Annotated in this window: 21 protein-coding genes; 16 read left to right on the top strand and 5 right to left on the bottom strand. The window is 45.7% G+C overall.

The window, feature by feature from the left end:
• Genes stbD through ACLIIY_RS17750 form a run of 3 tightly spaced genes read left to right on the top strand, consistent with a single transcriptional unit; the run spans window position 1 to window position 3007 of the window.
• A complete protein-coding gene (gene stbD, locus ACLIIY_RS17760) occupies window positions 1-1353 on the top strand; it encodes a fimbrial usher protein StbD (protein WP_041053977.1) in 1353 nt (450 codons plus the stop codon).
• Window positions 1319-2047 carry a fimbria/pilus periplasmic chaperone gene (locus ACLIIY_RS17755; protein ID WP_434529023.1) on the top strand — a complete coding sequence of 243 codons (729 nt, stop codon included), beginning with the start codon at window positions 1319-1321 and terminating at the stop codon, window positions 2045-2047. Before stbD ends, ACLIIY_RS17755 begins: the two co-directional genes overlap by 35 nt.
• 18 nt (window positions 2048-2065) lie before the next feature.
• Window positions 2066-3007, top strand: a complete 942-nt coding sequence (locus ACLIIY_RS17750; RefSeq protein WP_434529022.1) for an XRE family transcriptional regulator — start codon at window positions 2066-2068, stop codon at window positions 3005-3007.
• An 8-nt stretch (window positions 3008-3015) separates the two neighbouring features.
• On the opposite strand, the gene ACLIIY_RS17745 is transcribed toward ACLIIY_RS17750, so the two are convergent.
• Entirely contained in the window at window positions 3016-3723 is a 708-nt protein-coding gene (locus ACLIIY_RS17745; protein WP_434529021.1) for a diguanylate phosphodiesterase, read from the bottom strand.
• Window positions 3724-3730: 7 nt separating this feature from the next.
• A complete protein-coding gene (locus ACLIIY_RS17740; RefSeq protein WP_033005232.1) occupies window positions 3731-3916 on the bottom strand; it encodes a hypothetical protein in 186 nt (61 codons plus the stop codon).
• A gap of 255 nt (window positions 3917-4171) precedes the next feature.
• Between ACLIIY_RS17740 and ACLIIY_RS17735 the strand changes: the two genes are divergently transcribed.
• The 5 genes from ACLIIY_RS17735 to ACLIIY_RS17715 all read left to right on the top strand — a co-directional run bounded on the left by ACLIIY_RS17735 (window position 4172) and on the right by ACLIIY_RS17715 (window position 8064).
• Window positions 4172-4612: an SRPBCC family protein gene (locus ACLIIY_RS17735; RefSeq protein ID WP_005436019.1), complete on the top strand. Its 441-nt coding sequence runs from the start codon at window positions 4172-4174 to the stop codon at window positions 4610-4612.
• Window positions 4613-4698: 86 nt separating this feature from the next.
• A complete protein-coding gene (locus ACLIIY_RS17730; protein ID WP_039987536.1) occupies window positions 4699-5451 on the top strand; it encodes a phosphatase in 753 nt (250 codons plus the stop codon).
• Window positions 5452-5551: 100 nt separating this feature from the next.
• Window positions 5552-5941: a cytochrome b562 gene (locus tag ACLIIY_RS17725; RefSeq protein ID WP_039840069.1), complete on the top strand. Its 390-nt coding sequence runs from the start codon at window positions 5552-5554 to the stop codon at window positions 5939-5941.
• Between the two features lie 173 nt (window positions 5942-6114).
• Window positions 6115-6474, top strand: coding sequence for a hypothetical protein (locus ACLIIY_RS17720; RefSeq protein ID WP_063344780.1), 360 nt, complete (start codon window positions 6115-6117; stop codon window positions 6472-6474).
• 150 nt (window positions 6475-6624) lie between these two features.
• On the top strand, window positions 6625-8064 hold the full coding sequence (locus ACLIIY_RS17715; RefSeq protein ID WP_434529020.1) for a PepSY-associated TM helix domain-containing protein: 1440 nt from the start codon (window positions 6625-6627) through the stop codon (window positions 8062-8064).
• A gap of 52 nt (window positions 8065-8116) precedes the next feature.
• On the opposite strand, the gene gloA2 is transcribed toward ACLIIY_RS17715, so the two are convergent.
• The 3 genes from gloA2 to ACLIIY_RS17700 form a co-directional block, all read right to left on the bottom strand.
• Window positions 8117-8500 carry an SMU1112c/YaeR family gloxylase I-like metalloprotein gene (gene gloA2, locus ACLIIY_RS17710; RefSeq protein WP_434529019.1) on the bottom strand — a complete coding sequence of 128 codons (384 nt, stop codon included), beginning with the start codon at window positions 8498-8500 and terminating at the stop codon, window positions 8117-8119.
• A gap of 30 nt (window positions 8501-8530) precedes the next feature.
• Window positions 8531-9460, bottom strand: a complete 930-nt coding sequence (locus ACLIIY_RS17705; RefSeq protein WP_434529018.1) for a LysR family transcriptional regulator — start codon at window positions 9458-9460, stop codon at window positions 8531-8533.
• Between the two features lie 77 nt (window positions 9461-9537).
• Window positions 9538-10011 carry a hypothetical protein gene (locus tag ACLIIY_RS17700; RefSeq protein WP_434529017.1) on the bottom strand — a complete coding sequence of 158 codons (474 nt, stop codon included), beginning with the start codon at window positions 10009-10011 and terminating at the stop codon, window positions 9538-9540.
• Between the two features lie 288 nt (window positions 10012-10299).
• Here ACLIIY_RS17700 and ACLIIY_RS17695 point away from each other — a divergent pair, with 288 nt between their 5' ends.
• From ACLIIY_RS17695 to ACLIIY_RS17660, 8 genes are all read left to right on the top strand, one after another.
• Window positions 10300-10983: a spondin domain-containing protein gene (locus ACLIIY_RS17695; protein WP_434529016.1), complete on the top strand. Its 684-nt coding sequence runs from the start codon at window positions 10300-10302 to the stop codon at window positions 10981-10983.
• 9 nt (window positions 10984-10992) lie between these two features.
• Window positions 10993-11688 carry a spondin domain-containing protein gene (locus tag ACLIIY_RS17690; RefSeq protein ID WP_005383999.1) on the top strand — a complete coding sequence of 232 codons (696 nt, stop codon included), beginning with the start codon at window positions 10993-10995 and terminating at the stop codon, window positions 11686-11688.
• A 146-nt stretch (window positions 11689-11834) separates the two neighbouring features.
• Entirely contained in the window at window positions 11835-12566 is a 732-nt protein-coding gene (locus ACLIIY_RS17685; RefSeq protein WP_434529015.1) for a response regulator transcription factor, read from the top strand.
• Window positions 12567-12682: 116 nt separating this feature from the next.
• Entirely contained in the window at window positions 12683-14056 is a 1374-nt protein-coding gene (locus ACLIIY_RS17680; protein ID WP_434529014.1) for a sensor histidine kinase, read from the top strand.
• 607 nt (window positions 14057-14663) lie between these two features.
• Window positions 14664-16064, top strand: a complete 1401-nt coding sequence (locus tag ACLIIY_RS17675) for an aminotransferase class V-fold PLP-dependent enzyme (RefSeq protein ID WP_020195783.1) — start codon at window positions 14664-14666, stop codon at window positions 16062-16064.
• 61 nt (window positions 16065-16125) lie between these two features.
• Window positions 16126-17058 (top strand): transporter substrate-binding domain-containing protein, encoded by a 933-nt coding sequence (locus ACLIIY_RS17670; protein ID WP_038895929.1) that lies wholly within the window; start codon window positions 16126-16128, stop codon window positions 17056-17058.
• Window positions 17055-19382 (top strand): putative bifunctional diguanylate cyclase/phosphodiesterase, encoded by a 2328-nt coding sequence (locus ACLIIY_RS17665; protein WP_434529013.1) that lies wholly within the window; start codon window positions 17055-17057, stop codon window positions 19380-19382. The genes ACLIIY_RS17670 and ACLIIY_RS17665 overlap by 4 nt, the downstream gene beginning before the upstream one ends.
• A gap of 212 nt (window positions 19383-19594) precedes the next feature.
• Window positions 19595-20788 carry a glycine C-acetyltransferase gene (locus ACLIIY_RS17660; protein WP_005432273.1) on the top strand — a complete coding sequence of 398 codons (1194 nt, stop codon included), beginning with the start codon at window positions 19595-19597 and terminating at the stop codon, window positions 20786-20788.
• Window positions 20789-20980: the final 192 nt, after the last annotated feature.

Below are 20980 nucleotides of genomic sequence, written 5' to 3'. Positions count from 1 at the left end.
ATGAACAATTCAATCAGGATGATTGGCCTATCCGTTTGGTTTGTAAGTGCATCAGTTTTTGCAACTTGTACCAAGCTGAATACAACCAATCAGAACTACTTGTCTGCGGAAGCGCAAAGCGCAGGCTATTACGTGAGTAATAACTTTGTTGGTGCCGCTGACGGATACTTTGGCCAGTATGGCTTGCCAAGTGTCATCAACATCAATAGCGGCAGCAACTTTCAGCCTTATGGCAGCGTACTCGCATCAGCAACAACGTCATTCTTAGGCGCTGCAAACCGCACGCCTTATGGAGATAAGCAAGTGTTGTTTCGCTGTGACTTAACGGATAAGGACGACTTGTGGGAGTACTACTCGGTAAATGGTGACGATGGCTATGCGGGCCAGCATGACGTCCCCGATATTCCAGGAGCTTACTATTCGGATTATCGCTATGCCGCATTTCGTCTGACCAATTTAGCGACGGGTGAATACTACTCACGCTACTGGAAATCGAGAAAGCTCAACCCAGACGACATGTTTCAAGACAGTAATTACATCTATGTGCATGCCGGATTGTTCAGTGATGTCAGTGTTGAGGTTTTGAAAGTGACGGAAGAGCCGTACAAAAACTACGGTTTGAATTACGGTCGATACCGACCAACCGCACAACGTGTTCAAGGTTACATTGCGTTTAAAGGCGGCGGCCGAAGTGCAGGGCTGAGCGTTGGCTGTGACCACGGTGGAGGTTGCTACAGCGGCTGGTATGGCGATTGGCCTGGCGCATGGGGGTGGGCAAATCAAGTGACCTTCATCCGAGGCGCATTTTGCCAAGTTTCAGACTACACACCCGTGGTGACCATACCTAAAACAACGGCGGCATCCTTAAATGGCGGCATACCTTCACAAGCCAATTTTACTATCGGTCTATCGTGTGAACTTGATGCGGAATCGGGAACCACATCCAACACCAGCAGCAGTTTGACCGCGACCAGGCCAATAGCGATTGGATTGCTAGCGAATTCAGCCAACGCCGTTAGCCAAGCTGAGTTGTTGGGACTTAAAACGACAGGCGGAGGTTTGACGTACTTGCTAAGCAATGACTACGGCAATGCGGGCGTGGCGGAAGGTGTTGGCATCAAGATATATGACGACTCGGGCACTGCTATGAACTTTTTGCCAAGCCCGACTACCGGAACGGGGAATTCTGGTGGGTGGTATGGCTTTAAAGAAGTCACACAACTGGAATCGACAGGCACGTCTTTAGAAACATATCGAGGTCACTTCACGGCCTCACTAGAAAAAATAAGTGGCGAAACCGCCACCCCAGGGACAGTTTATGCACAAGCTCAAATTATCGTTACTTTTCAATAGCTTTATATGCTTGTTCTTTTTCATGGTTCTCAATCTTTGGATATCGACTGCGAACGCTGCCGTCGACATCGATAGAACCCGAATTGTAATGAATGAAGGAGACACCGAAGCCGGTTTTATGCTGGCAAACACTGGCGAAGAAAACGTGCTATTGCAGATTTGGACAGATACTGGGGATCTCACCGTTTCCCCTTCTGAAGTGGAGACGCCTTTGTTCGTTGTTCCGCCTATTTTCAAGATGGCGCCAGAGGAAGTAAGGGGAGCGCGTTTGTTACTTAATCGAGAAGATTTGCAGTTCGATGACCGTGAAAACTTGCTGTGGTTAAACATCTTTCAGGTAAACGAAGTGACAGATGAAGCCAATGCAAACAGCCAAAAGATCGTTTTGCCATTGAGGTTGAGATTAAAAGTATTTGTTCGTCCCGAAGGGATTGAAAAACCAAATAAGCAAGCCTTTGAGAAGATTCGCTTCGTACAGACAGGGGAGAGCATCAAGGTTGTCAATGAACTGCCTTGGTATGCGAATTTTCTCGCTATCAAAGTAGGAGAAGAGAAGTTTGAAAGAATCACTGTTGAACCTTTCTCCAGCATTAATCTAACGCTGGCTCAACAACTAAAAACACAACAAGTACAGTTCGACATCCTAGGAGATGACGGCAATACAACAAACTATAAAAGTACCTTGGTTAATTAGCATTTAAGTGGTGGATTTATGAATTACAAATTTGAGAGGGAGCTCGCTTCTTGGCTAGAGGAAAAATCAATCTCTAGAAAAGAACTGATCGCGATTTTACAGCAAAATTATTACGAAGAATTTAAAGGTTTGGACACGATCACTTTGAGTCGTTGGTTGAACGGGAAAGTGGTGCCGCCTTTGTATAAACAGTTCTACATAGCACGTTCGTTGGAAGTGAGCTTGATAGATATCTTCCTGAATATCGACGAAAGCCAGCATAAATTTCCAGTGCGTTATGCATCGGTCGTGGCTAACTTGGTAAAAGCATTCGACTTCTCGTTAACCGCGCTCTCGTACTACAAGGTGACAGAATGCGTTCGAAGTGAAGTGCGTTGTCAGACTTACTATGAGCATATGGATACATTCCAAGATTTTTACAGCAATGTGTCCGCTCTAGAGGGCTTCATCAGTGAACTTTATGCGATGAAGACGGACATCAAATATCAATGTATTTTGTTGAAAAATAAAAGAGATGACATCGTTGGTCACTGGGCGGGCATCCTCAATTTGGAGAAGTTGAATAACCTACCAAGCTTTATTTCTATTCCTGAAAGTGAGCTCAAGCGCAGTTGCTTAGTGAAGCTGGGTTACTCAATGAACTCGACTCACTTTTTTGAATTAGTGGTGCAGGCTATTTGCTATTACTTACTCGATCTTTATAAGACAAAAGACTACGTATACATGTTTGTTTCTGGATACCCAATTCTAGAATTGGCGAAAAAAGTGTTTAACGCAGAAGAAGTGAAATACTACCCACCGAAGGACAGAAGCCAAAAAGTCGGCTTATACCTTGTTAAGGTGGATATCGTTCGTTCCATTGCAAACCCAATTTTGATCCCTAAGGTCAAAAAGAAACTTCAGTGTCTGCAAGATACCAGCAAAGATTGCAGCTTCTGTAATTTGAGACAGTTTTGCTAGCTCTCTCCTTATAGACTGACCGATCGCGTATTATATAAGAACCCTTGTAAGCCCCAAAAAGGCACCTGATGTAGAGTGATATCGCTTCGCTCTAGGTGAGACTCGACCCGTTCAATGATCAGCTTTGTGCGGGTCCTCTTACTCAGTTCAATAACTTTGTTGTAGTAGTTGTCTTCGCCTGAGTGTTCGACTTTCACGAATTGATAGAATCCAGAAAGTAACTCTTGCTCTCTAAAATCAGCGTTGAGGTCATAATCATCCACGGCCAACAGCACTTTGTGGTCGCGGAGAAATTCAAAGCCTTTACGAACGCTGGAACAGTCTTTACAGACATTTCGTTCAGTGATTTCAATGACTAAATAGGCGTTAAGTGCTTCTAACGCGTTCTTAAGCATTACAAGATCGCACAATAGGTATTTATCGCATAGATTGCTTCTCTCTAGGTTGATAAAGAGGTGCTTGCCGGCGAAGTCACTCACATGGCGATTAATGTATCGCTCTAATCGAGTGACTAACGCACGGCTTAGATGTGGATATTTTATTTCTCTTTTATAGACGTCGTTAGCAAGTTTCTTTGATAGATTGATAGGGTCGATCAGAACTTCGTAGCCAAGGTTTGTTCCGTGTTCATCGACGATCTCTTGTAGCTTGTAATTGATATCAGAAAGGTTGATCTTGCTGTTTTTATTTAAGTAATCTTCAATCAAAAAGCACATTTGTCCGTTATTCCATTTTCTTGAACATGATGGTGATGAACTCCATCTCTTCATCGGAGATAAGTGGTTTCTCATCGAGTAGCGATTTCCTTTTAAATTCAATGACGCCTTTGATTTCGTGGAGCTGTTCTGGCCTCATTTCATTAATGCGTTGTTTTATGTAATTAAACTCGCTGTGTTCTACGCTATTCATGCTCATTCCATTGCTAGTGTATTACTGTGTCGCGGGTTGTTATCGACGATGTAAATGTAATAAAAACCACCAAGCATTGAGATGGCACTTCGATATAAAAATGTCCTAAACTGCTAAGCCTTTCTAAGTGCTCATATTTCCCTGTCAGGTTGCACCATTGATGTCGGGCTTCGCAATTCTCCTTTGGTTGCTATTGAATTGTTTGATTTTTAATCAGAATGAACTAGCGTCAAGAAAGGAGCAGGGAGAGAAAATATGCTGACTTTAAACTATCACGTCGAGATTGCCGCGACGCCTCAACGCGTATGGAGCGTGTTGACTGATGTCGAACTATACAAGCGATGGGCGCAAGCCTTTTCACCTCAGTCTCAATTTGATGGTGCATGGGAAGAGGGAAGTGACATTACTTTCTTTGATCCAGATATGGGCGGGACAAGGGCGATCATCGATACGGTGCTGCCGCTACAAAAACTCGAGTTTCATCATGTTGCCATTTTTAACCCGGATAATCGGCAGCAATTGGATGGGGATTTGGCATCTAAGTGGATCGGATCTCGTGAGATCTATCAGATCGAGACGATAGAAGATCGCTTGTTGCTGAGTATCACCATTCATACTCACAGTGATTTTGTGTCGATGTTCAATCATGGTTGGGAAAAGGCGCTGCCGTTGATCAAGCTCATCAGCGAAGAGTAAGGTTAGATTGCGGGTCAATTTGGGCTGACGACAGGTTGCTTGTGGGTATACAATAGCCGCCAATTTGCGCACCAAGAGAGTTGATGATGGAATTTAAGGTTGATACCCACACACATACGTACGCCAGCGGTCACGCATACAGTACGTTGATTGAAAACGCGAAATCGGCAAAAGAGAACGGGCTGGATATGTTCTGCACGACCGACCACGCTGAATCAATGCCGGGTGCGCCTCATTACTGGTTCTTCTCTAACCAGAAAATTCTGCCGCGCTTTCTTGAAGGCGTTGCGATTATTCGTGGCGTTGAATCTAACATCATGAACACCAAGGGTGAGATCGATATTCCAGATAGCGTTGATCGCAACTTGGATTGGGTGATTGCTAGCTTTCATGAGCCAGTGTTCCGCCCAGCGGACAGTGCTACGCACACTGAAGCGCTGTTGAACATCATCAAAAACGGTCGTGTTGACGCGCTAGGCCATTTGGGTAACCCCAACTTTGACTTCGATTTTGAGGCTGTACTGAAGTGCGCTAAAGAGCACAATGTCGCGATTGAAATCAATAACACCACATTGAAAGGCAACAGCCGTGTCGGCAGTGTAGACCGTTGCCATGAGATTGCCCAAATCGGTAAAGAGCTCGGTGTCTTCTTCACCACAGGCAGTGATGCGCACTTCTGCCATGATGTGGGTAACCTGAGCTTGGTGGGTGAGTTAATGGATAGAGTCGGTATCGACAGCAGCAAGGTTATTACTCACTCAGCACAACAATTCTTAGCATTCTTAGAGCTGCGCGGCCGTATGCCAATTGCAGAGTATGACGAGATTCGCAACGCATAAACTTGATTACATTTTTGGTTATGCAAGTGTTAAGGGATTGCTTTACACTGCTCGCATTAAAAAGCCGACTCAGAATTCGGCATTCAATGGAGAAGTGAAGATGTTACGTCCTTTAGTGTTGGGGTGTGTAATTGCGTTAGGCTCAACGTACGCAATGGCAGAAGCCGTCGACTTAAAACAAAACATGAAGCAGATGAAGATGGAATTCAAACAGGCGGCAGAAGCGTCTGATGTTGAAACCATGAAATCTGCGATTGATAGCTTGCAAGCGATCGTTGAACAATCTAAGCGTGGTAATTACCCACCAGAGAAGTTCGATATCTACCTAGAAGGTTTTAACAAGCTGACGGTAACGCTAGATAAGATTGAAGCAGATCTTGATGCAGGCAAGCTAGAAGAAGCGAAAGAGCAACTGCGTGAAATCGATAGCCTTCGTGAAGAGTATCACGACAAACGCAACCCAAGTATCTGGAGCAAACTGTTTAGCTAACCGTTTATCCAACTTGAAGAAATGACCATCAGCCTGCCACTTCGGCGGGCTTTTTTGTGCCTGTCAATCGAGGTATTCAAGAAAACCTGTGAGGTAGCAGCCACTTATTGATCCTGTTTTTGAGCTACCACTCAGAATTAGTTACGCTGTGTGAAATTTGTTAAGTCACCGTTATGCGTAGATTAATTCCTTTTTACCGCTCGATGTTATTTGCTAGTGCTCTCAGTTGGGTGCTAGTGACGCTGATGCCTGTTATCAATGCTCATGGTAACAGCATGGGCGTGTGGGCGACGCTATGTACGCTTAACGGTTTTGAGTTGGTTCAAATAGAAGAGGGCGACAATTCTGTCAGCCACAAAGGTAAGCCTTGTCCTTTTAGCCACTTCTCGACTTTTCATCACGATACACTTCCAACGACACCAATACTCTCAAGACTGAGCTTGGTGATTTCTGACAGCTACGCTTATTTGGCTCTAAGTGTGCGATTTGAAACGCCAGTTCCTCGAGCGCCGCCAGTTTCCCTTTTCTCATAACAAAAACCATTACAAGTAAAGTCACATAACACTGCCACTTCGAGCAGTGGTACTCCCAAATCTAAGTCAAATAGCGCCGCATACGAATACGTATGTGCAGGATGCGTTTGGCTGAATTTGGGGGTTCAACAATGAAAAAGGAAAATACACATGTTGAGAAACTCGGCAAAGCCTCAACTCAAGGAAGCCTCACGCGCAAAATCCATCTACTTTATGACTTGGCGATGGCACTTCTACGCAGGTTTGTTCGTCATTCCATTTATGCTGATGCTTTCCCTCACGGGGTTGGTGATGTTGTTTGATGATGAAATCGAACTGGCTCGATACGAAGCGACATTGCAAGTTTCACCACAAGAGCAAATGGTTCCTGTCTCTGCACAATTAGAAACCGTAAAGCAGGCGTATCCCGATTTTAATGTCACTCAATTTGTACCTGCTAAAACGGCCGATATTGCCAACCGATTCTCGATTCAAAACCAAGAAGGCAGCTCGCTGATTGTTGCAGTAAACCCTTACACAGGAGACGTACAAGGCACCATTAATCGTGGTGATAGTATTTATGAACTGATGAACAGCATTCACGGCACATTGCTCATCGGCGACCTAGGCGACCGTTTAATTGAAATCGCCGCAAGTCTGGGGATTTTGCTGTTGGTGTCTGGTTTGTACCTTTGGTTACCGAGAGACAACGCCAGCCGTGCCGGCTTTTTGAAAATTCGCCTTAACAATGGCCCTCGAATTTTAATGCGTGACCTGCATGCGAATTTAGGTGGCGTGCTGTCGATTGTTCTGTTGTTCTTTTTGATTTCAGGTTTGTCGTGGGCAGGGATCTGGGGTGCGAAAATGGTGCAAGCTTGGAATACCTTCCCAACCTATTACACATGGGGTGAGAAACCGGAATCCACACTGACACACAAAGATCTCAACCACGGTGCTTCAGAAGAGATGCCATGGAACTTAGAGCTCGCTGCTGTGCCTGAATCGAAAGATAAGCCCGCGCATGATCATGCCAATATGAAGGAAGAGATGGCATACGCAGGTAGTCATGATGCGCTCTCTATTGATGATATCATCCTCAAGGCTGAAATGATGGGCTTTACGGGCTATAAGCTGTTTTTGCCACGCTCTGAGACAGGCGTTTACACCGTTGCAGCTAACTCTATGGGCGGCGATATTTCCGACCCAAGACAAGATCGCACCAGCCACTTTGACCAATATTCCGGTCGCTTGTTGGTGGACGTCACGTGGCAAGATTACAGTTTGTTTGCCAAGTTCATGGCGGCAGGTGTGTCATTACACCAAGGTGATGTCAGTGTGCTTAACAAAGTGCTCAACGTGGTGTTCTGTTTAGCGTTCATCTTAATCTCAGTCACAGGCGTGGTGATGTGGTGGATTCGTAGACCAAGTCGCAGTGCCGCCTTGGGCGCGCCACCTAAGTTTCAGCAAGACGGTATTTGGAAGCTTGGCTTAGTAACGTTGATGATATTGTGTCTGGCGTTTCCGATGGGCGGTTTGGCAATTGTTACGGTTCTCGCATTGGATTGGTTGCTGTTCAACCGAGTCGAGAAGCTGAAAACAGCGTTGAGTTAGCAACACAGAAAAGAGTGGAATAGTAGAAGAGCCAGCGAAGTGCTGGCTCTTTTTATTTCTGGTAAACCTCCAGCGGCAAGCCATCTGGATCTTGGAAGAAGGTAAATGCTTTGCTTGTGAATTCGTCAATACGAATTGGCTCAACTTCAACGTCATTCGATTCTAGGTAGGCTTTCACCTGTTCAACATCATCAACCAAAAACGCGAGATGTCGCAGCCCTTGTGCTTCAGGAAAGCTCGGTCTCTCTGGTGCGCTCGGAAAGCTAAACAGTTCCACTTGGCTACCGTCAGGTAAAGCGAGGTCAAGCTTGTAGGAGTCTCTGGCTTCACGATAGTTTTCAGCAATGACTTTCAATCCCAACACTTCAGTGTAAAAGCGTTTTGACCTTGGGTAGTCGCTGCAAATGATCGCGACGTGATGAATGGCATTAAACATGGTTAGCCTCTTCAAACATGGCTCGTATCCTCAAGCATGGTTAGTATCGTCGGAGACTAAATGCTCCTTAACGAAGTTGATAAACACGCGCAGACGAGCAGGCATGTATTTGGTTTGTGCATACTGCATCGCGATAGCGCCATGGTAGTTACTCTTGATCATCCAATCCGGCAATACTTCCACCACTTCCCCTTGCTCTAATGCGTCTTTGATCACGAAGTCATGGAAGATCCCAATTCCCAAGCCAGACTTAACTCCGTTCAAGCGCATTTGAGAATGGTTGACGGCGTAGCGTCCACTCACGGCAATGGAATGGAACGCTTCTTCTTTAAAGAATGACCAGATGTTGTCTTTGTCGTTCTCGGCAAGGTAAATGCAGTCGTGCTGCTCAAGCCCGGTTGGGTGCTCAGGCATACCATGTTTGGCTAGGTAATCTGGAGAAGCACACAAAACAAGATTGGTCTTGCTGATCTCTTTGAGGACCAGATTCTCATCGGGTTTGTCGGTGAGCTTAAAGGCGACATCAATGCCTTGGCGGAACAGATCAATCTCACCATCTGCTGCACGCAGCTTAAGCTGTATATTTGGATAACGCTCTAGGAATGGCAACACAAACGGTTGAAGCACCGAATTAAGAAATGCTTCAGGGGCAGCCACTGTGAGTGCACCTGTTGGCTCAGCATGATCTTCCGCAGATAGCTCAACGGCTTGCTGCGCGGCATTCACCATTGCAATGCTTTGGTCGTAAACCTTTTGCCCAGCTTGAGTGATGATCAACTTACGAGTCGTGCGCTCAAACAGTTTCACCGAGAGGGCTTGTTCCAACCGTGTGATCAACTTACTTAAAGCCGATGGCGTTACGCCGAGTTGTTTGGCAGCAGCGGTAAAACTGCCTTCGTTTACCACTAGGATAAACGAAGCAAGATCAGGAAGTAGGGCAATGAGTTTTGGATTAACCATAATTGTTCAGTTCTGCGCAGCGGAATAACGACATTGTCTGGTACGGTTTCACGAGGTTCAAGTGTCACCGTCTCGCTTTAACGATATTTTGCCAAAAATGCATTGAGTGCAGGCAAGCCAGATTCACCTGTATGGTATTGCTGCCAACAGTGATAAATGGCCGTTTCGTGGTCTGCAATCAATTCGATAGCTTCTCGCTCAGCGATTGAATACTGCTGTGAAGCTTTCACTTCTTCATGCCACTCTCGATACTTAACCTCATAAGGTTCTACCCACTTCAGAAGAGTCGCCACCAACTCTTGCCATGGTAAACCAATCCACTTGGTTGCATCTGCCAAGCCTTTATCTAGCATCTCTTGGTATCGACTTTCGATATCCATGCCATTTGTCAGCAGTACAGGTTTGAGCTTTTCTGCGGTGAGTTCTTCCACTTCAATCAAGGTTTGCCACAGCGTCTGTTGTTCACTTTGGGCGTAATGGCTCAAGTAGTGGTTGAAAAAAGCGATGCCGTAGATTTCGCCATAGTAGGCAGACAGAACGTTATCAATCATGGTGAGAATCGTGATTTAAACAGAGAATACCGCATTGTAGGAGGGGAAAGCGCGAAGTGTAAACACCTGATTAAGAGTAAAAAAGTGCTGCTGACAGAATTCGAACAGAACTTGTGAGAATTTTATGAGAATTCGATGAAGTTGCTGATAGATTTGCTCGTCATTCTTAGAGGCAAGAACGCAAAACGTTCGAAACGTAATGCTTAACCTACTCAAGTCACGAACAAAGAAGTAAAGCCGTACACATGGGCTTGGGTAGTTCAACCCTCATTAAAGGATGGAATCACAATGAAAAAACGTACCCAACTAGGACTCGTCATGGCTTCAGTCGCTATGGCACTAGGCTCTGCATCAGTGAATGCGGCGGAATTGGAAATCACCGTGACAAACGCAACCAAAGGCATCTACTTTACGCCACTTATTGTTGCGGCGCATGGCTCTGATCTTCAAATGTTTAGAACGGGTCAAGCAGCGACGCCAGAACTAGAAGCAATGGCAGAAGGTGGTGATATCTCTGGGCTTGCTAGTGTGATTGGTAACGCTGGTGGTGCGGTGGTTGAGAACCCTGCTGGTGGTATTTTGAATCCGGGTGTTGCAACCACCTTCACCTTGGACAGTGGCGACCACGGATATCTTTCTCTGAGCGCGATGTTGTTGCCAACCAATGACGGTTTTGTCGGCCTAGATAGCTGGAAGATTCCAACGGAAGCGGGTACATACCGAGCAACGCTAAGAAGTTACGATGCTGGTACAGAAGCGAACGATGAACTTGCGTCTAGCATGCCAAACCCACCTTTCATTAACTTTGGTACTGGCGGCACAGGCGTTGAAGCAACGGTAACTAACGACAAAGTTCACGTGCATCCGGGTAACCTTGGTGATAGCGACCCAACCGGCGGCATCAGTGACCTAGACAGCAGCAGCCATCGTTGGTTAAACCCAGTTGCAACCATCACAATCGTTGTGAAGTAAGGGGGATGTATGAAATACAGAATCTTACTAGTAGCAGCTTCAGTCGGCTTGCTCGCCGGTTGTCCAAGCGATGATGATAACGACGTAGTGAAATCGTACCGCTACACCGTCAACGTGGCGAACTTGACTGCGAATCAACCTATGTCTCCGCTTGCTGTACTCACTCACAATGGTGACTACCAACTGTTTGAAATTGGACAAGCCGCATCTGTTGAACTTGAGCACCTTGCCGAGGGCGGTAGTAACGCTGAGCTGATTGAGTTGATGAACAGCAATGACAGTGTTTACCAAGGTATTTCGGGTAATGGATTGGTGTTGCCGGGTGCATCGGACGAAGTCACCATCACGGTTGACCCTAGTCGTTACGGTTATTTGTCTGTGGCGTCTATGTTTGTAAATACCAATGATGCTTTTGTTGGCGAAACGGGGTTATCGCTCAAATCGCTCGCAGTAGGTGAAAGCTACGAAATGAGCATGAACGTTTGGGATTCCGGCACAGAACTGAACGATGAACTTGCTGCAACCATTCCGGGCCCAGCGGGTGGCGGTGAGGGTTTCAATGCCGCTCGTAATGATAGCAATGACGTTGTTGCTTTCCATGCGGGTGTTGTTAGTCAAGATGACGGATTAGCAAACTCAGCACTCTCTGCGAACCATCGTTTCTTGAACCCAGGTGCGAAAGTCACCATCACTCGAGTCGAGTAACACAGGCTCCGATGACGTCTCCTTTCCAAAGCGCTTGTAGCCGAGCGCTTTATCCCTCATGGCGTCATCGGAACCTTTTTTGAAAGAATTTCTAATTTGTTCCGGTCATGTGCAAAGTGAGGATACTCGAAGGCAAGGAAAGGACCATGGAACAACAGGCAATCAATTTAGTCGCAAACATCTTGTTGGTGGAAGATGACGATGATTTGGCAGAACTGGTTCAGATGCATCTCAAGTTTCAAGGACACCAAGTGTCGCGAGCCACAAATGTCGCCGATGCTAAAGCGCAATATCAGCAACAACCCTTTGATTTATTGATCCTTGACCGAGGTTTACCAGACGGCGATGGCCTAGACATCTGCCATTATTTGCGTCAGCAGCAAGATTGGAGCCCAGTGCTCATGCTGACAGCCAGAGACGGTGAAATGGACAAGGTTGACGGTTTAGAAGCGGGTGTTGATGACTACATCACTAAGCCATTTAGCGTATTAGAATTCCAAGCACGAGTGCGAAACGTGCTACGCCGAGTCAGCCAAACCGCAGAAGCCAAAGTGGCAAATGAGGTCCTCGAAGATGCGATGGATTTTGGTCCGCTGAGAATCATTCCGGAGTTGCACCAAGTATCCTTAAACGACAAGGATGTCACGCTCACCGCGACAGAGTTTACTTTGCTGCAGTTTCTCGCGACTCGTCCGGGCAGAGTCTACAGTAAAGATGAATTGCTCGATCACGTTTGGAACACCAGTCATTCTGGTTATCACCACACTGTGTGTAGCACCATAAACCGTTTACGCAGCAAGTTGTCGTTGTCTGACTCTGATCATCACTTCATACAAACCGTGTGGGGTGTTGGGTATAAGTTTCAGCCAAGACACTAATGCAAGAAAGTAAGTCAAAACATCAAGCCAAGACAGTAAGTCGGCAGTTGTTTTCACCGTCATTTTTCAATCATCACGGGTGTTGTAAAAACACCGCTGTTTAAGGAGGCGATAGGATGAGCTTCAAATCTCGCTTGGTAGTATTTACTAGCTTGTGGTTCTGCCTCGCGGCGGTGGTGATTGCACTGACTTACAATTGGCAAAAAGAAACCATTGAGTTACGCACTAAGCAAAGCCTGCATAAAGAGCTAGCTAGCCATATGCGTGACGATAATCCGCTAATGATCGGCACGGATTACAACCCTAAAGCACTCAAGTCGATCTTTCACACGCTTATGCTGATCGGCCCTGATTTTGAAATCTACTTCCTCGATAGCCAAGGCAATATCACCACCCATGCAGCACCAGAAGGGGCGGAGATCATGGGTAAGGTGGATCTCAATCCCATTAAGCAATTCTTAAATGACCAGCCTTTTCCTATTTTGGGTGAAGACCCACGTAATCGTGGTGAACACAAAGTCTTTTCTGTCGCAGCGATAGAGGAATTAGGCTCTACGGTCGGTTATCTCTACGTGGTGATTGGCAGTACCCGACATGACGCCATTGCCAATGCTCAAGTCGATACCCCTTACATCGCGCTGGCAGGATTGGTCTTAGTCTCTATTTTAGGTTTTGCTCTTGGGGCTTATGTGCTGGTCAAACGTAGCCTATTGAATCCGATTGAACGTGTGACCAAGCAACTTCAACAGCAAGCTGAACATGATTTTCGCCTGCAACCTGATTTTACTCACCAAGTGCCGGAGCTCGTGCCGATTGCGCACTCTTATCAGATGATGGCGAAGCATATTCAGCAGCAATTTTTACAGTTGGAGTATCAATCGTCTCATCGTCGTCAAAGCTTGCTGCAGCTTAGTCATGATTTAAAAACGCCGTTATCGAGCGTGCTGGGCTATTTGGAAACGTGGCGTTTGCAACATCCGGAATCTGATCCTTTGATTGACGTCGCTTTCCGAAATTGTGAGAAGCTTTCAACTCAATTGCATTCTCTATTAGACGCTGCGCGTAAAGAAGCTCCAATGCCAAACTACGAGTACCGCCCCGTAGATCTTGGCACGTTGATGGCAGAATGTGCCGAAACGATGCAGAGCCAGTTTTCTCGTAAAGAAGTGGTGTTGAAAGTGGATATCGATAGCGAAATCCAAACCGTGGGTGATAAGGGGCTATTGGAGCGGTTGGTGCTTAACTTACTTGAAAATGCTTTACGCCACAGCCCGATTGGTTCGGAAGTGCATTGCCAAGCGCATTTGAGTGAGGATAAGTCGCGTATCCACTTTACCTTCGTCAATCACATCGAGAAAGAAGCGGAGGGCGGTTCTTTGGGGATCGGGACGAAGATTGTCCAATCGATCTTAATGCTTCACCACAGCTACCTTGAGACCAATGCAACATCCTCTCAGTATCAACAGAAGTTCACTTTAAGAGCGGTGTGAGCACTTTCTCTCCGCCTCTAGGTTCTTACTCTGCTCCCCTAGTTCCAGCTCTTATCACACATAAAGCAAGCGCCTATCTATCGGGCGCTTTTTGTTTGTCTCATACAACCGGTATTTCTCTTAAGCTACACACTCAATGTAATTGCTGAAAAACAGAATCGGCTAGTCATACTCATTAAACATTAATTTCATCTCGAGTAATTCATCCAATCCGTTATTTAATCTGTGAACAAATAACATGTGCGAATAAAACGTATTCTGTTACATATTTAACGTGCTAGATTGCAATATTAACCTTGTTGTCTAATTTGTGATGAAAATATTACAAACATAGTTTTTCTCTTTTGGTGGAGATTATAAATTGATTTGTGATTTATATTAGCAATAAGTGTTTTAGTGAACATTTTAATATGTGTTTGGTTGTCTATTTGTGGGTGTGGAAATTGTTGCTTATATCATCAGATGGAATGAAAAAGTGGAACTAAAGTCACTTAATTGCAGCGGAAAAATCTAAACTATAGACCTATTAGGTAATAATGGTTTAGTAACAGATAGTTACGGATTCATAATTAATAATATGGCTAAACTTCCGACAAGGATCGAAAAGATGAGCGACAAGGAATCTATTCAGACTAATCGCAGCCGCCGCAATTTTTTAAAAGGTGCAACTGGTGCAGTTGTGGCTGGCGTCAGTGCTTCAGCGTTTTCTGGTGCTGTTCAAGCAAAGGAACCGAATATCGACTGGAGCCGTCTAGGTAAAAAGAACGATAAACGCTTTTGGCGTAAAGTTCAAAAGCAGTTCGTATTGGATAAACGAACGACTTACATGAACATCGGTACGACAGGTTCAATGCCAAAACATGTTCTTGAAGGATACGAAGACAACAACAAAATCGTTGCTAAGTACCCGTGGGATATGAAAGATAAGTTTGGTGCTTGGCCTCATGTTTCCGAAATGGTTACTCAAGTAGCGCCGGGCTTTGGTGCTAACCCAGATGAAATCATTCTGAGCCGCAACACTACTGATGGCCTATGTTCTATTATCAATGGCCTTCATTTCGAACCGGGTGATGTCATCCTAACGACTCACCACGAACACGTTGCTGCTACTTCGCCAATGAATGTAGCAAAACACCGCTTCGGTGTGGATGTGGTCGAAATTCAACTTCCTGTTTTCACTGGTACTGAAGACGTTTCTGAACAAGATTACATTCAAGCGTTCCGCGAAGCGATTGAAGCCCACCACAACGTTCGTCTTATCGTCTTCTCGCACATTACCTACAAAACAGGTACCACACTTCCAGCCAAAGAAATCTGTTCTCTAGCAAAACAACACGGCATCCCAACCTTAGTTGATGGTGCGCACACTGTTGGTATGTTCGATTTAGACTTCCACGATATGGATTGTGATTTCTATGCAGGATCTGGTCATAAGTGGCAGTGTGGTCCTGGCGCGACAGGTATCTTGTATGTACGTGATAACGGCAACCGTTTGAATGAGTACTGGAGCGATCGCGAGAATCCACTGTGGTTGATCAACTCTTCTCTTTCTCACGCAGACTACCTAGGCAAGCAATTGCAAATGCAATACATTGGTAATGACAACTACCCAGCAAAACAAGCACTTGCTGATAGCTGTAAGATGTGGGATGAGATTGGTCGTGACCGTATTCAAGAGCGTGTTCTTGAACTCAGTGATCTATGCAAAACGCTGCTTAATGAAGCGTTACCACATGCTCAAATGTACTCGCCAAATGTGGAAGGCTTAACCAGCGGTCTAACGACGTTCAACCCATTTAGCGATGTGACGGATGAAGAGCGACTCACCTTGTTCCGCGACCGTCTGCGTGAAGACTATGGCTACATCATCCGTACGACAAGCTTCAAACTGTACAAAGATGATGCTTATGAAACACAAGCACTGCGCATCTCAACGCATCTATTCCACGATGAGAAAGACGTAGAAGGGCTTGTAGAAGCCATCACGGATCTTTACTACTCGTTCTAACGTTGTTGAACTTTCAAAGCGCCCTTTATTGGGCGCTTTGTGGAAGAGAGGGATATTCACCATGTCAGTGAAAACAATCAAACGAACCATGACGGCACTTACCGTTGCTCTTGCTTCAATCATGTCGACTTCTGTCTCGGCGGGCGATCTGCAAGACATCAAAGACAGTGGCGTGCTGCGTCATATCGGTGTGCCTTACGCCAACTTCGTTTCTTACATTGATCAAGGGGAAATGCAGACACTGACAGGTCTTGATGTCGATATCATCAAAGGGTTTGCTCAATCTCTCGGCGTGCGTTACCAGTACGTACCAGCGCAGTGGAATAATGTGGTTGGTAAACTGACAGGTCAGCAAGTCGAATACAAAGATGCGCAGCTCGTCGTGGGTGAGAAGATGCCGGTTGAAGGTGATCTGATTGCTAACGGTGTCACTATTTTGGATTGGCGTGCTCAAATCGTCGATTTTTCAGATGACTACTTCCCATCTGCAGTGTGGCTGGTGGCTCGTACCGATTCTACTCTTACGCCAATCACGCCGACTGGCTCGGTGGAGCGCGACATCACCAAAGTCAAAGCTTTGATTAACGGACGTGAAGTTCTGGCGATGGAGCACTCATGCTTAGACCCAAACCTTTACAACTTGTATGATACGGGGGCTAAGGTGATTTTGCCTGATGGCCAGCGCCGTTTGAACGAAATGGTTCCTGCCATCATGAAGAACGATGCAGAGAGTACGCTGCTAGATGTGGCAGACACACTGATTGCATTAGAAAAATGGCCAGGTGAAATCAAAGTCATTGGCCCAGTCTCTGAAAATCAAAAAATGGCGGTTGCCTTCCGTAAGGATTCTCCTGAATTAAAAGCCGCGTTTAACCAATATTTGAATTCAATTAAGCAAGATGGGACGTACCAAGCCTTGGTCGAGAAATATTACCCATCTATTTACTATTTCTATAATGACTACTTCTTAGAAGATAGTAAGAAAGATATATGAGAAAGTCTGTAAAAAAAATATCAAGCCAGAAGATCATTACCATCAGTGCGATTTTGGTATCGCTCTACTTGGCGATGCTTATTACTGTGACGAGTTTAGGTCAAAATAAATTAAAAGATTCACAACACCGAGAACTCGGCCTAAAGGTGAAAAGTTACGCAGGTACGCTTGATAATTTATTTACGCTTGCCAGCGAAGATATAGACCATCTATCCACCGATAAAACGGTGCAGACCTTTTTTGCTAACCTCGCTTCTGGCATGTCGATGGAATACGGCTTGGGTGCGAGTTTGATTAATTTGAAACGCAAGCTGCAAGAAAAGTCCGAAACGAAAATCGTCAACAACCAAATCATCTACAAGAAGCTGACTCTGATTGGCCTTGATGGCTCAACAATCGTCACAACCGGTGCGAAAACAGACCATCGTATCGACACCTCGCGATTACTGCAAAACCACAAAAATACAGAAGAGATACGAGCCGTTCGTGATGACGGTAGAGTATTAATCCAAGTGGTCAAGCAAGTGATGTTCTCTGGCAAACCGGTTGGTTACTTGATTGCAGACATCAACAAGCAAGTGGTGATTTCTCAACTCACCAACCAGGAACATGAAGACAGTTACAGTCGCATGGTGCTGAAGATCAATGACGTTGAAATGGAAGTTTGGGATTCGATCAGCCGCAAACTGGAACAAGAAAATGTTACGGGCCCAGAGGCGCTATCTCAAGAGCTTAAACAGAAGATTTACTTCGAAGTGCCAATTGAACGTCATCATTTCGAGTTGATGGCGTGGTTTGAATCTCTTAGTGAACGCGATATCTACACCTCGCGCGTATTCATTACCGGATTGAGCATCCTTGCTATCTTGATTGTGTTTGGTCTCTTGTATGCGTTTAGCCTAAATAACACGCGTGTTGAGCTTAAGATCAAACTGGAAGAAGAGAAAAAACGTAAAGACTTCTTGTCTCAGCAAAACCAGCGATTAACCAGTGAAATCGAGCGCCGTAAATCATCAGAGATGGAGTTGGCTTACCAAGCAAAACACGACTCTCTAACCGGGCTGCCAAACCGAGTATATGGCTCAGAACGTTTGGATCTGGAACTGTCACGCGCTGAGCGAATGGGTTCAAACGTGTTGGTTATGTTCATTGATCTCGACCACTTCAAACAAATCAATGATTCCATGGGCCACTTTGTCGGCGATGAAGTATTGAAACTGGCAGCAGAACGCTTGCACAACGCAGTACGCAAGACAGACTTACTCGCGCGTATTGGCGGCGATGAATTCCTCTTGGTTATCCCTGATTTGCAAGATGCCGACAGCGCAAAACGTTTTGCAACAACCGTCCTGTCTGTGTTCAATGAACCGTTCGTTTGGCAAAACCACGAATTCTTCCTATCGGCGAGTGTCGGTATGTCGGTGTTTCCAGAGGATGGCGACAACGCAGAGCAACTACTGGCGTGTGCAGACATGGCGATGTACCGCGTGAAGCAAGATGGTCGTGATGCCTTCTGCTTCTATGACCACAACATGAACCAAGATTTGCAGCGCTTCTTAGATTTAGAAAGCCGTCTGCGTCATGCCATTGCGCACGATTTATTAGAGCTCTACTACCAACCTATTATTGACTTGAACAGCGGTACGATTGTTGGTGCTGAAGCCTTGATGCGTTGGAACGATGAGAAGTTTGGTTTCGTCAATCCAGAAGAGTTTATCTCGATTGCCGAGAAGAACGGTTTGATTCATCAGCTAGGGGAGTTTGCAATTCGCCAAGCGTGTCACCAAGCTGCCCAATGGCAGACCGTTGCACCTCTGTTCGTGTCAGTAAACTTCTCTAGTGTGCAGTTTAGATACTGCGATCAACTCTTAGAACAAATTAAGCAGCACCTCGAAGAATCAGGATTACCTGCCGAAATGTTCGATGTAGAAGTAACGGAAAGCTTGCTCTTCAACCACAGTAACGAACTGATGGGGATGTTAGACAGCTTGAGAGCATTGGGCGCGAAGCTCACCATTGATGATTTCGGTACCGGTTATTCTGCATTAAGTTACTTGCAGAAGTTCCCGTTTGATCGCCTCAAGATCGACCGCAGCTTCTTGCAGAACATGTTTGAAAATGAGTCCGACCGCGAGCTTGTGAACGTGATTATTGCGATGGCGAAAGCGCTGAATCTGAAGATCGTCGCAGAAGGCATCGAAGAACAGCGTCATGTGGATTACTTGAAAAACCTAAACTGTGAGTTCGGACAAGGTTTCCACTATAGCCGGCCATTACCTGCTAAGGACTTTGAAGCACTTTTAGCTAAGCCGACTTGGCTATAACTCCTTTCATTACAACCTCATAGAAAAGCATTAACTGGATTCGTGCCTCAGATTCATTAATGCTTTTCCACCTTGAGGGATAATCGTTTTTCCTTCCTTGAATTACACTACACTTAATTGATAAGTAAGTGCCTGTGACCCCCATCACATAAAGGCTCAACCTAATTCTAATCGAGTGAAAACTCGACAAAATAAACAGGAAGGAATTGCGAATGTCTTCTGCATTTTACCAACAGATTGAACAGCAAATTGAAGAAGTGAAGGCGGAAGGCCTTTACAAAGCAGAGCGTATCATCACGTCTCAACAGCAAGCGGCTGTTAAAATCTCTACTGGTGAAGAAGTACTAAACTTCTGTGCGAACAACTACCTTGGTCTTGCTAACCACCCAGCACTTATCGAAGCGGGTAAAGCAGGCATGGACGAGCACGGTTTTGGTATGGCTTCAGTACGTTTCATCTGTGGTACTCAAGACATCCACAAAGAGCTTGAGCAGAAGCTTTCTAAGTTCCTAGGTAAAGAAGACACGATTCTTTACACATCATGTTTCGATGCAAACGCGGGCCTATTTGAAACGATTCTAGGTAAAGAAGACGCAATCATCTCTGACGCACTAAACCACGCGTCAATCATCGACGGTGTTCGTCTATGTAAAGCGATGCGTTTCCGTTACTCAAACAACAACATGGAAGAGCTAGAGCAACAACTGATCGCTGCGAAAGAAGCAGGTGCTCGCCACATTCTTATCGTAACGGACGGCGTGTTCTCAATGGACGGCGTAGTAGCAAACCTACCAGCTATCTGTGACCTAGCAGAGAAGTACGGCGCATTGACTATGGTTGATGACTCTCACGCTGTTGGCTTCATGGGTAAAACAGGTGCAGGTACGCACGAGCACCACAACGTGGTTGACCGTATCGACATCATCACTGGTACGCTAGGTAAAGCAATGGGCGGCGCTTCAGGCGGTTACACGTCTGGTAAAGCGGAAGTGATTGACTGGCTACGTCAGCGTTCTCGTCCATACCTATTCTCTAACTCTGTTGCACCAGCAATCGTAAGCGCTTCTATCCGCGTTCTAGACCTACTAGAAGAGAGCGGTGACCTACGTGACCGTCTATGGGAAAACGCAGCACACTTCCGCACTCGTATGGAAGACGCAGGCTTCACAATGGGTGGTGCTGACCACGCAATCATTCCAATCATGCTTGGCGACGCAAAAGTAGCAGCAGAATTCGCAGAGCGCGCTCTAGAGAAAGGCATCTACGTAATTGGCTTCTCATTCCCTGTTGTACCAAAAGGTCAAGCGCGTATCCGTACTCAAATGTCTGCAGCGCACTCTCGTGAGCAACTAGACCGTGCAATCGACGCGTTCATCCAAGTTGGTAAGGACATGGGCATCATCTAAGTTTCGTTTCCCCTTCCTAGCCTCCTCCTAAAACACAGGGGAGGGATTAGATGGGAAGGAGAAAGAGTTTACGCTTAAAGATAAAAAGGCTTTCCCAACTCTTCTGAGTCGGCTCATGGGCAAAGCCTTTATTTCTTCTTTAAACGCATTAGATGAAAGAATTTTTTGTCACGCATAGAGCGGGGCAATGTT

The sequence above is a fragment of the Vibrio sp. K4 genome, assembly GCF_051122595.1.
GTDB lineage: Bacteria > Pseudomonadota > Gammaproteobacteria > Enterobacterales > Vibrionaceae > Vibrio > Vibrio owensii.
The sequence above is the reverse complement of the archived record's forward strand: the minus strand, read 5'-3'. Positions and strand labels throughout refer to the sequence as shown.

Excerpts from the sequence above, each read along its gene's own strand:
- stbD (WP_041053977.1), top strand. The coding sequence starts at position 1 with ATGAACAATTCAATCAGGATGATTGGCCTATCCGTTTGGTTTGTAAGT.
- ACLIIY_RS17755 (WP_434529023.1), top strand. The coding sequence starts at position 1,319 with ATGCACAAGCTCAAATTATCGTTACTTTTCAATAGCTTTATATGCTTG.
- ACLIIY_RS17750 (WP_434529022.1), top strand. The coding sequence starts at position 2,066 with ATGAATTACAAATTTGAGAGGGAGCTCGCTTCTTGGCTAGAGGAAAAA.
- ACLIIY_RS17745 (WP_434529021.1), bottom strand. The coding sequence starts at position 3,723 with ATGTGCTTTTTGATTGAAGATTACTTAAATAAAAACAGCAAGATCAAC.
- ACLIIY_RS17740 (WP_033005232.1), bottom strand. The coding sequence starts at position 3,916 with ATGAATAGCGTAGAACACAGCGAGTTTAATTACATAAAACAACGCATT.
- ACLIIY_RS17735 (WP_005436019.1), top strand. The coding sequence starts at position 4,172 with ATGCTGACTTTAAACTATCACGTCGAGATTGCCGCGACGCCTCAACGC.
- ACLIIY_RS17730 (WP_039987536.1), top strand. The coding sequence starts at position 4,699 with ATGGAATTTAAGGTTGATACCCACACACATACGTACGCCAGCGGTCAC.
- ACLIIY_RS17725 (WP_039840069.1), top strand. The coding sequence starts at position 5,552 with ATGTTACGTCCTTTAGTGTTGGGGTGTGTAATTGCGTTAGGCTCAACG.
- ACLIIY_RS17720 (WP_063344780.1), top strand. The coding sequence starts at position 6,115 with ATGCGTAGATTAATTCCTTTTTACCGCTCGATGTTATTTGCTAGTGCT.
- ACLIIY_RS17715 (WP_434529020.1), top strand. The coding sequence starts at position 6,625 with ATGTTGAGAAACTCGGCAAAGCCTCAACTCAAGGAAGCCTCACGCGCA.
- gloA2 (WP_434529019.1), bottom strand. The coding sequence starts at position 8,500 with ATGTTTAATGCCATTCATCACGTCGCGATCATTTGCAGCGACTACCCA.
- ACLIIY_RS17705 (WP_434529018.1), bottom strand. The coding sequence starts at position 9,460 with ATGGTTAATCCAAAACTCATTGCCCTACTTCCTGATCTTGCTTCGTTT.
- ACLIIY_RS17700 (WP_434529017.1), bottom strand. The coding sequence starts at position 10,011 with ATGATTGATAACGTTCTGTCTGCCTACTATGGCGAAATCTACGGCATC.
- ACLIIY_RS17695 (WP_434529016.1), top strand. The coding sequence starts at position 10,300 with ATGAAAAAACGTACCCAACTAGGACTCGTCATGGCTTCAGTCGCTATG.
- ACLIIY_RS17690 (WP_005383999.1), top strand. The coding sequence starts at position 10,993 with ATGAAATACAGAATCTTACTAGTAGCAGCTTCAGTCGGCTTGCTCGCC.
- ACLIIY_RS17685 (WP_434529015.1), top strand. The coding sequence starts at position 11,835 with ATGGAACAACAGGCAATCAATTTAGTCGCAAACATCTTGTTGGTGGAA.
- ACLIIY_RS17680 (WP_434529014.1), top strand. The coding sequence starts at position 12,683 with ATGAGCTTCAAATCTCGCTTGGTAGTATTTACTAGCTTGTGGTTCTGC.
- ACLIIY_RS17675 (WP_020195783.1), top strand. The coding sequence starts at position 14,664 with ATGAGCGACAAGGAATCTATTCAGACTAATCGCAGCCGCCGCAATTTT.
- ACLIIY_RS17670 (WP_038895929.1), top strand. The coding sequence starts at position 16,126 with ATGTCAGTGAAAACAATCAAACGAACCATGACGGCACTTACCGTTGCT.
- ACLIIY_RS17665 (WP_434529013.1), top strand. The coding sequence starts at position 17,055 with ATGAGAAAGTCTGTAAAAAAAATATCAAGCCAGAAGATCATTACCATC.
- ACLIIY_RS17660 (WP_005432273.1), top strand. The coding sequence starts at position 19,595 with ATGTCTTCTGCATTTTACCAACAGATTGAACAGCAAATTGAAGAAGTG.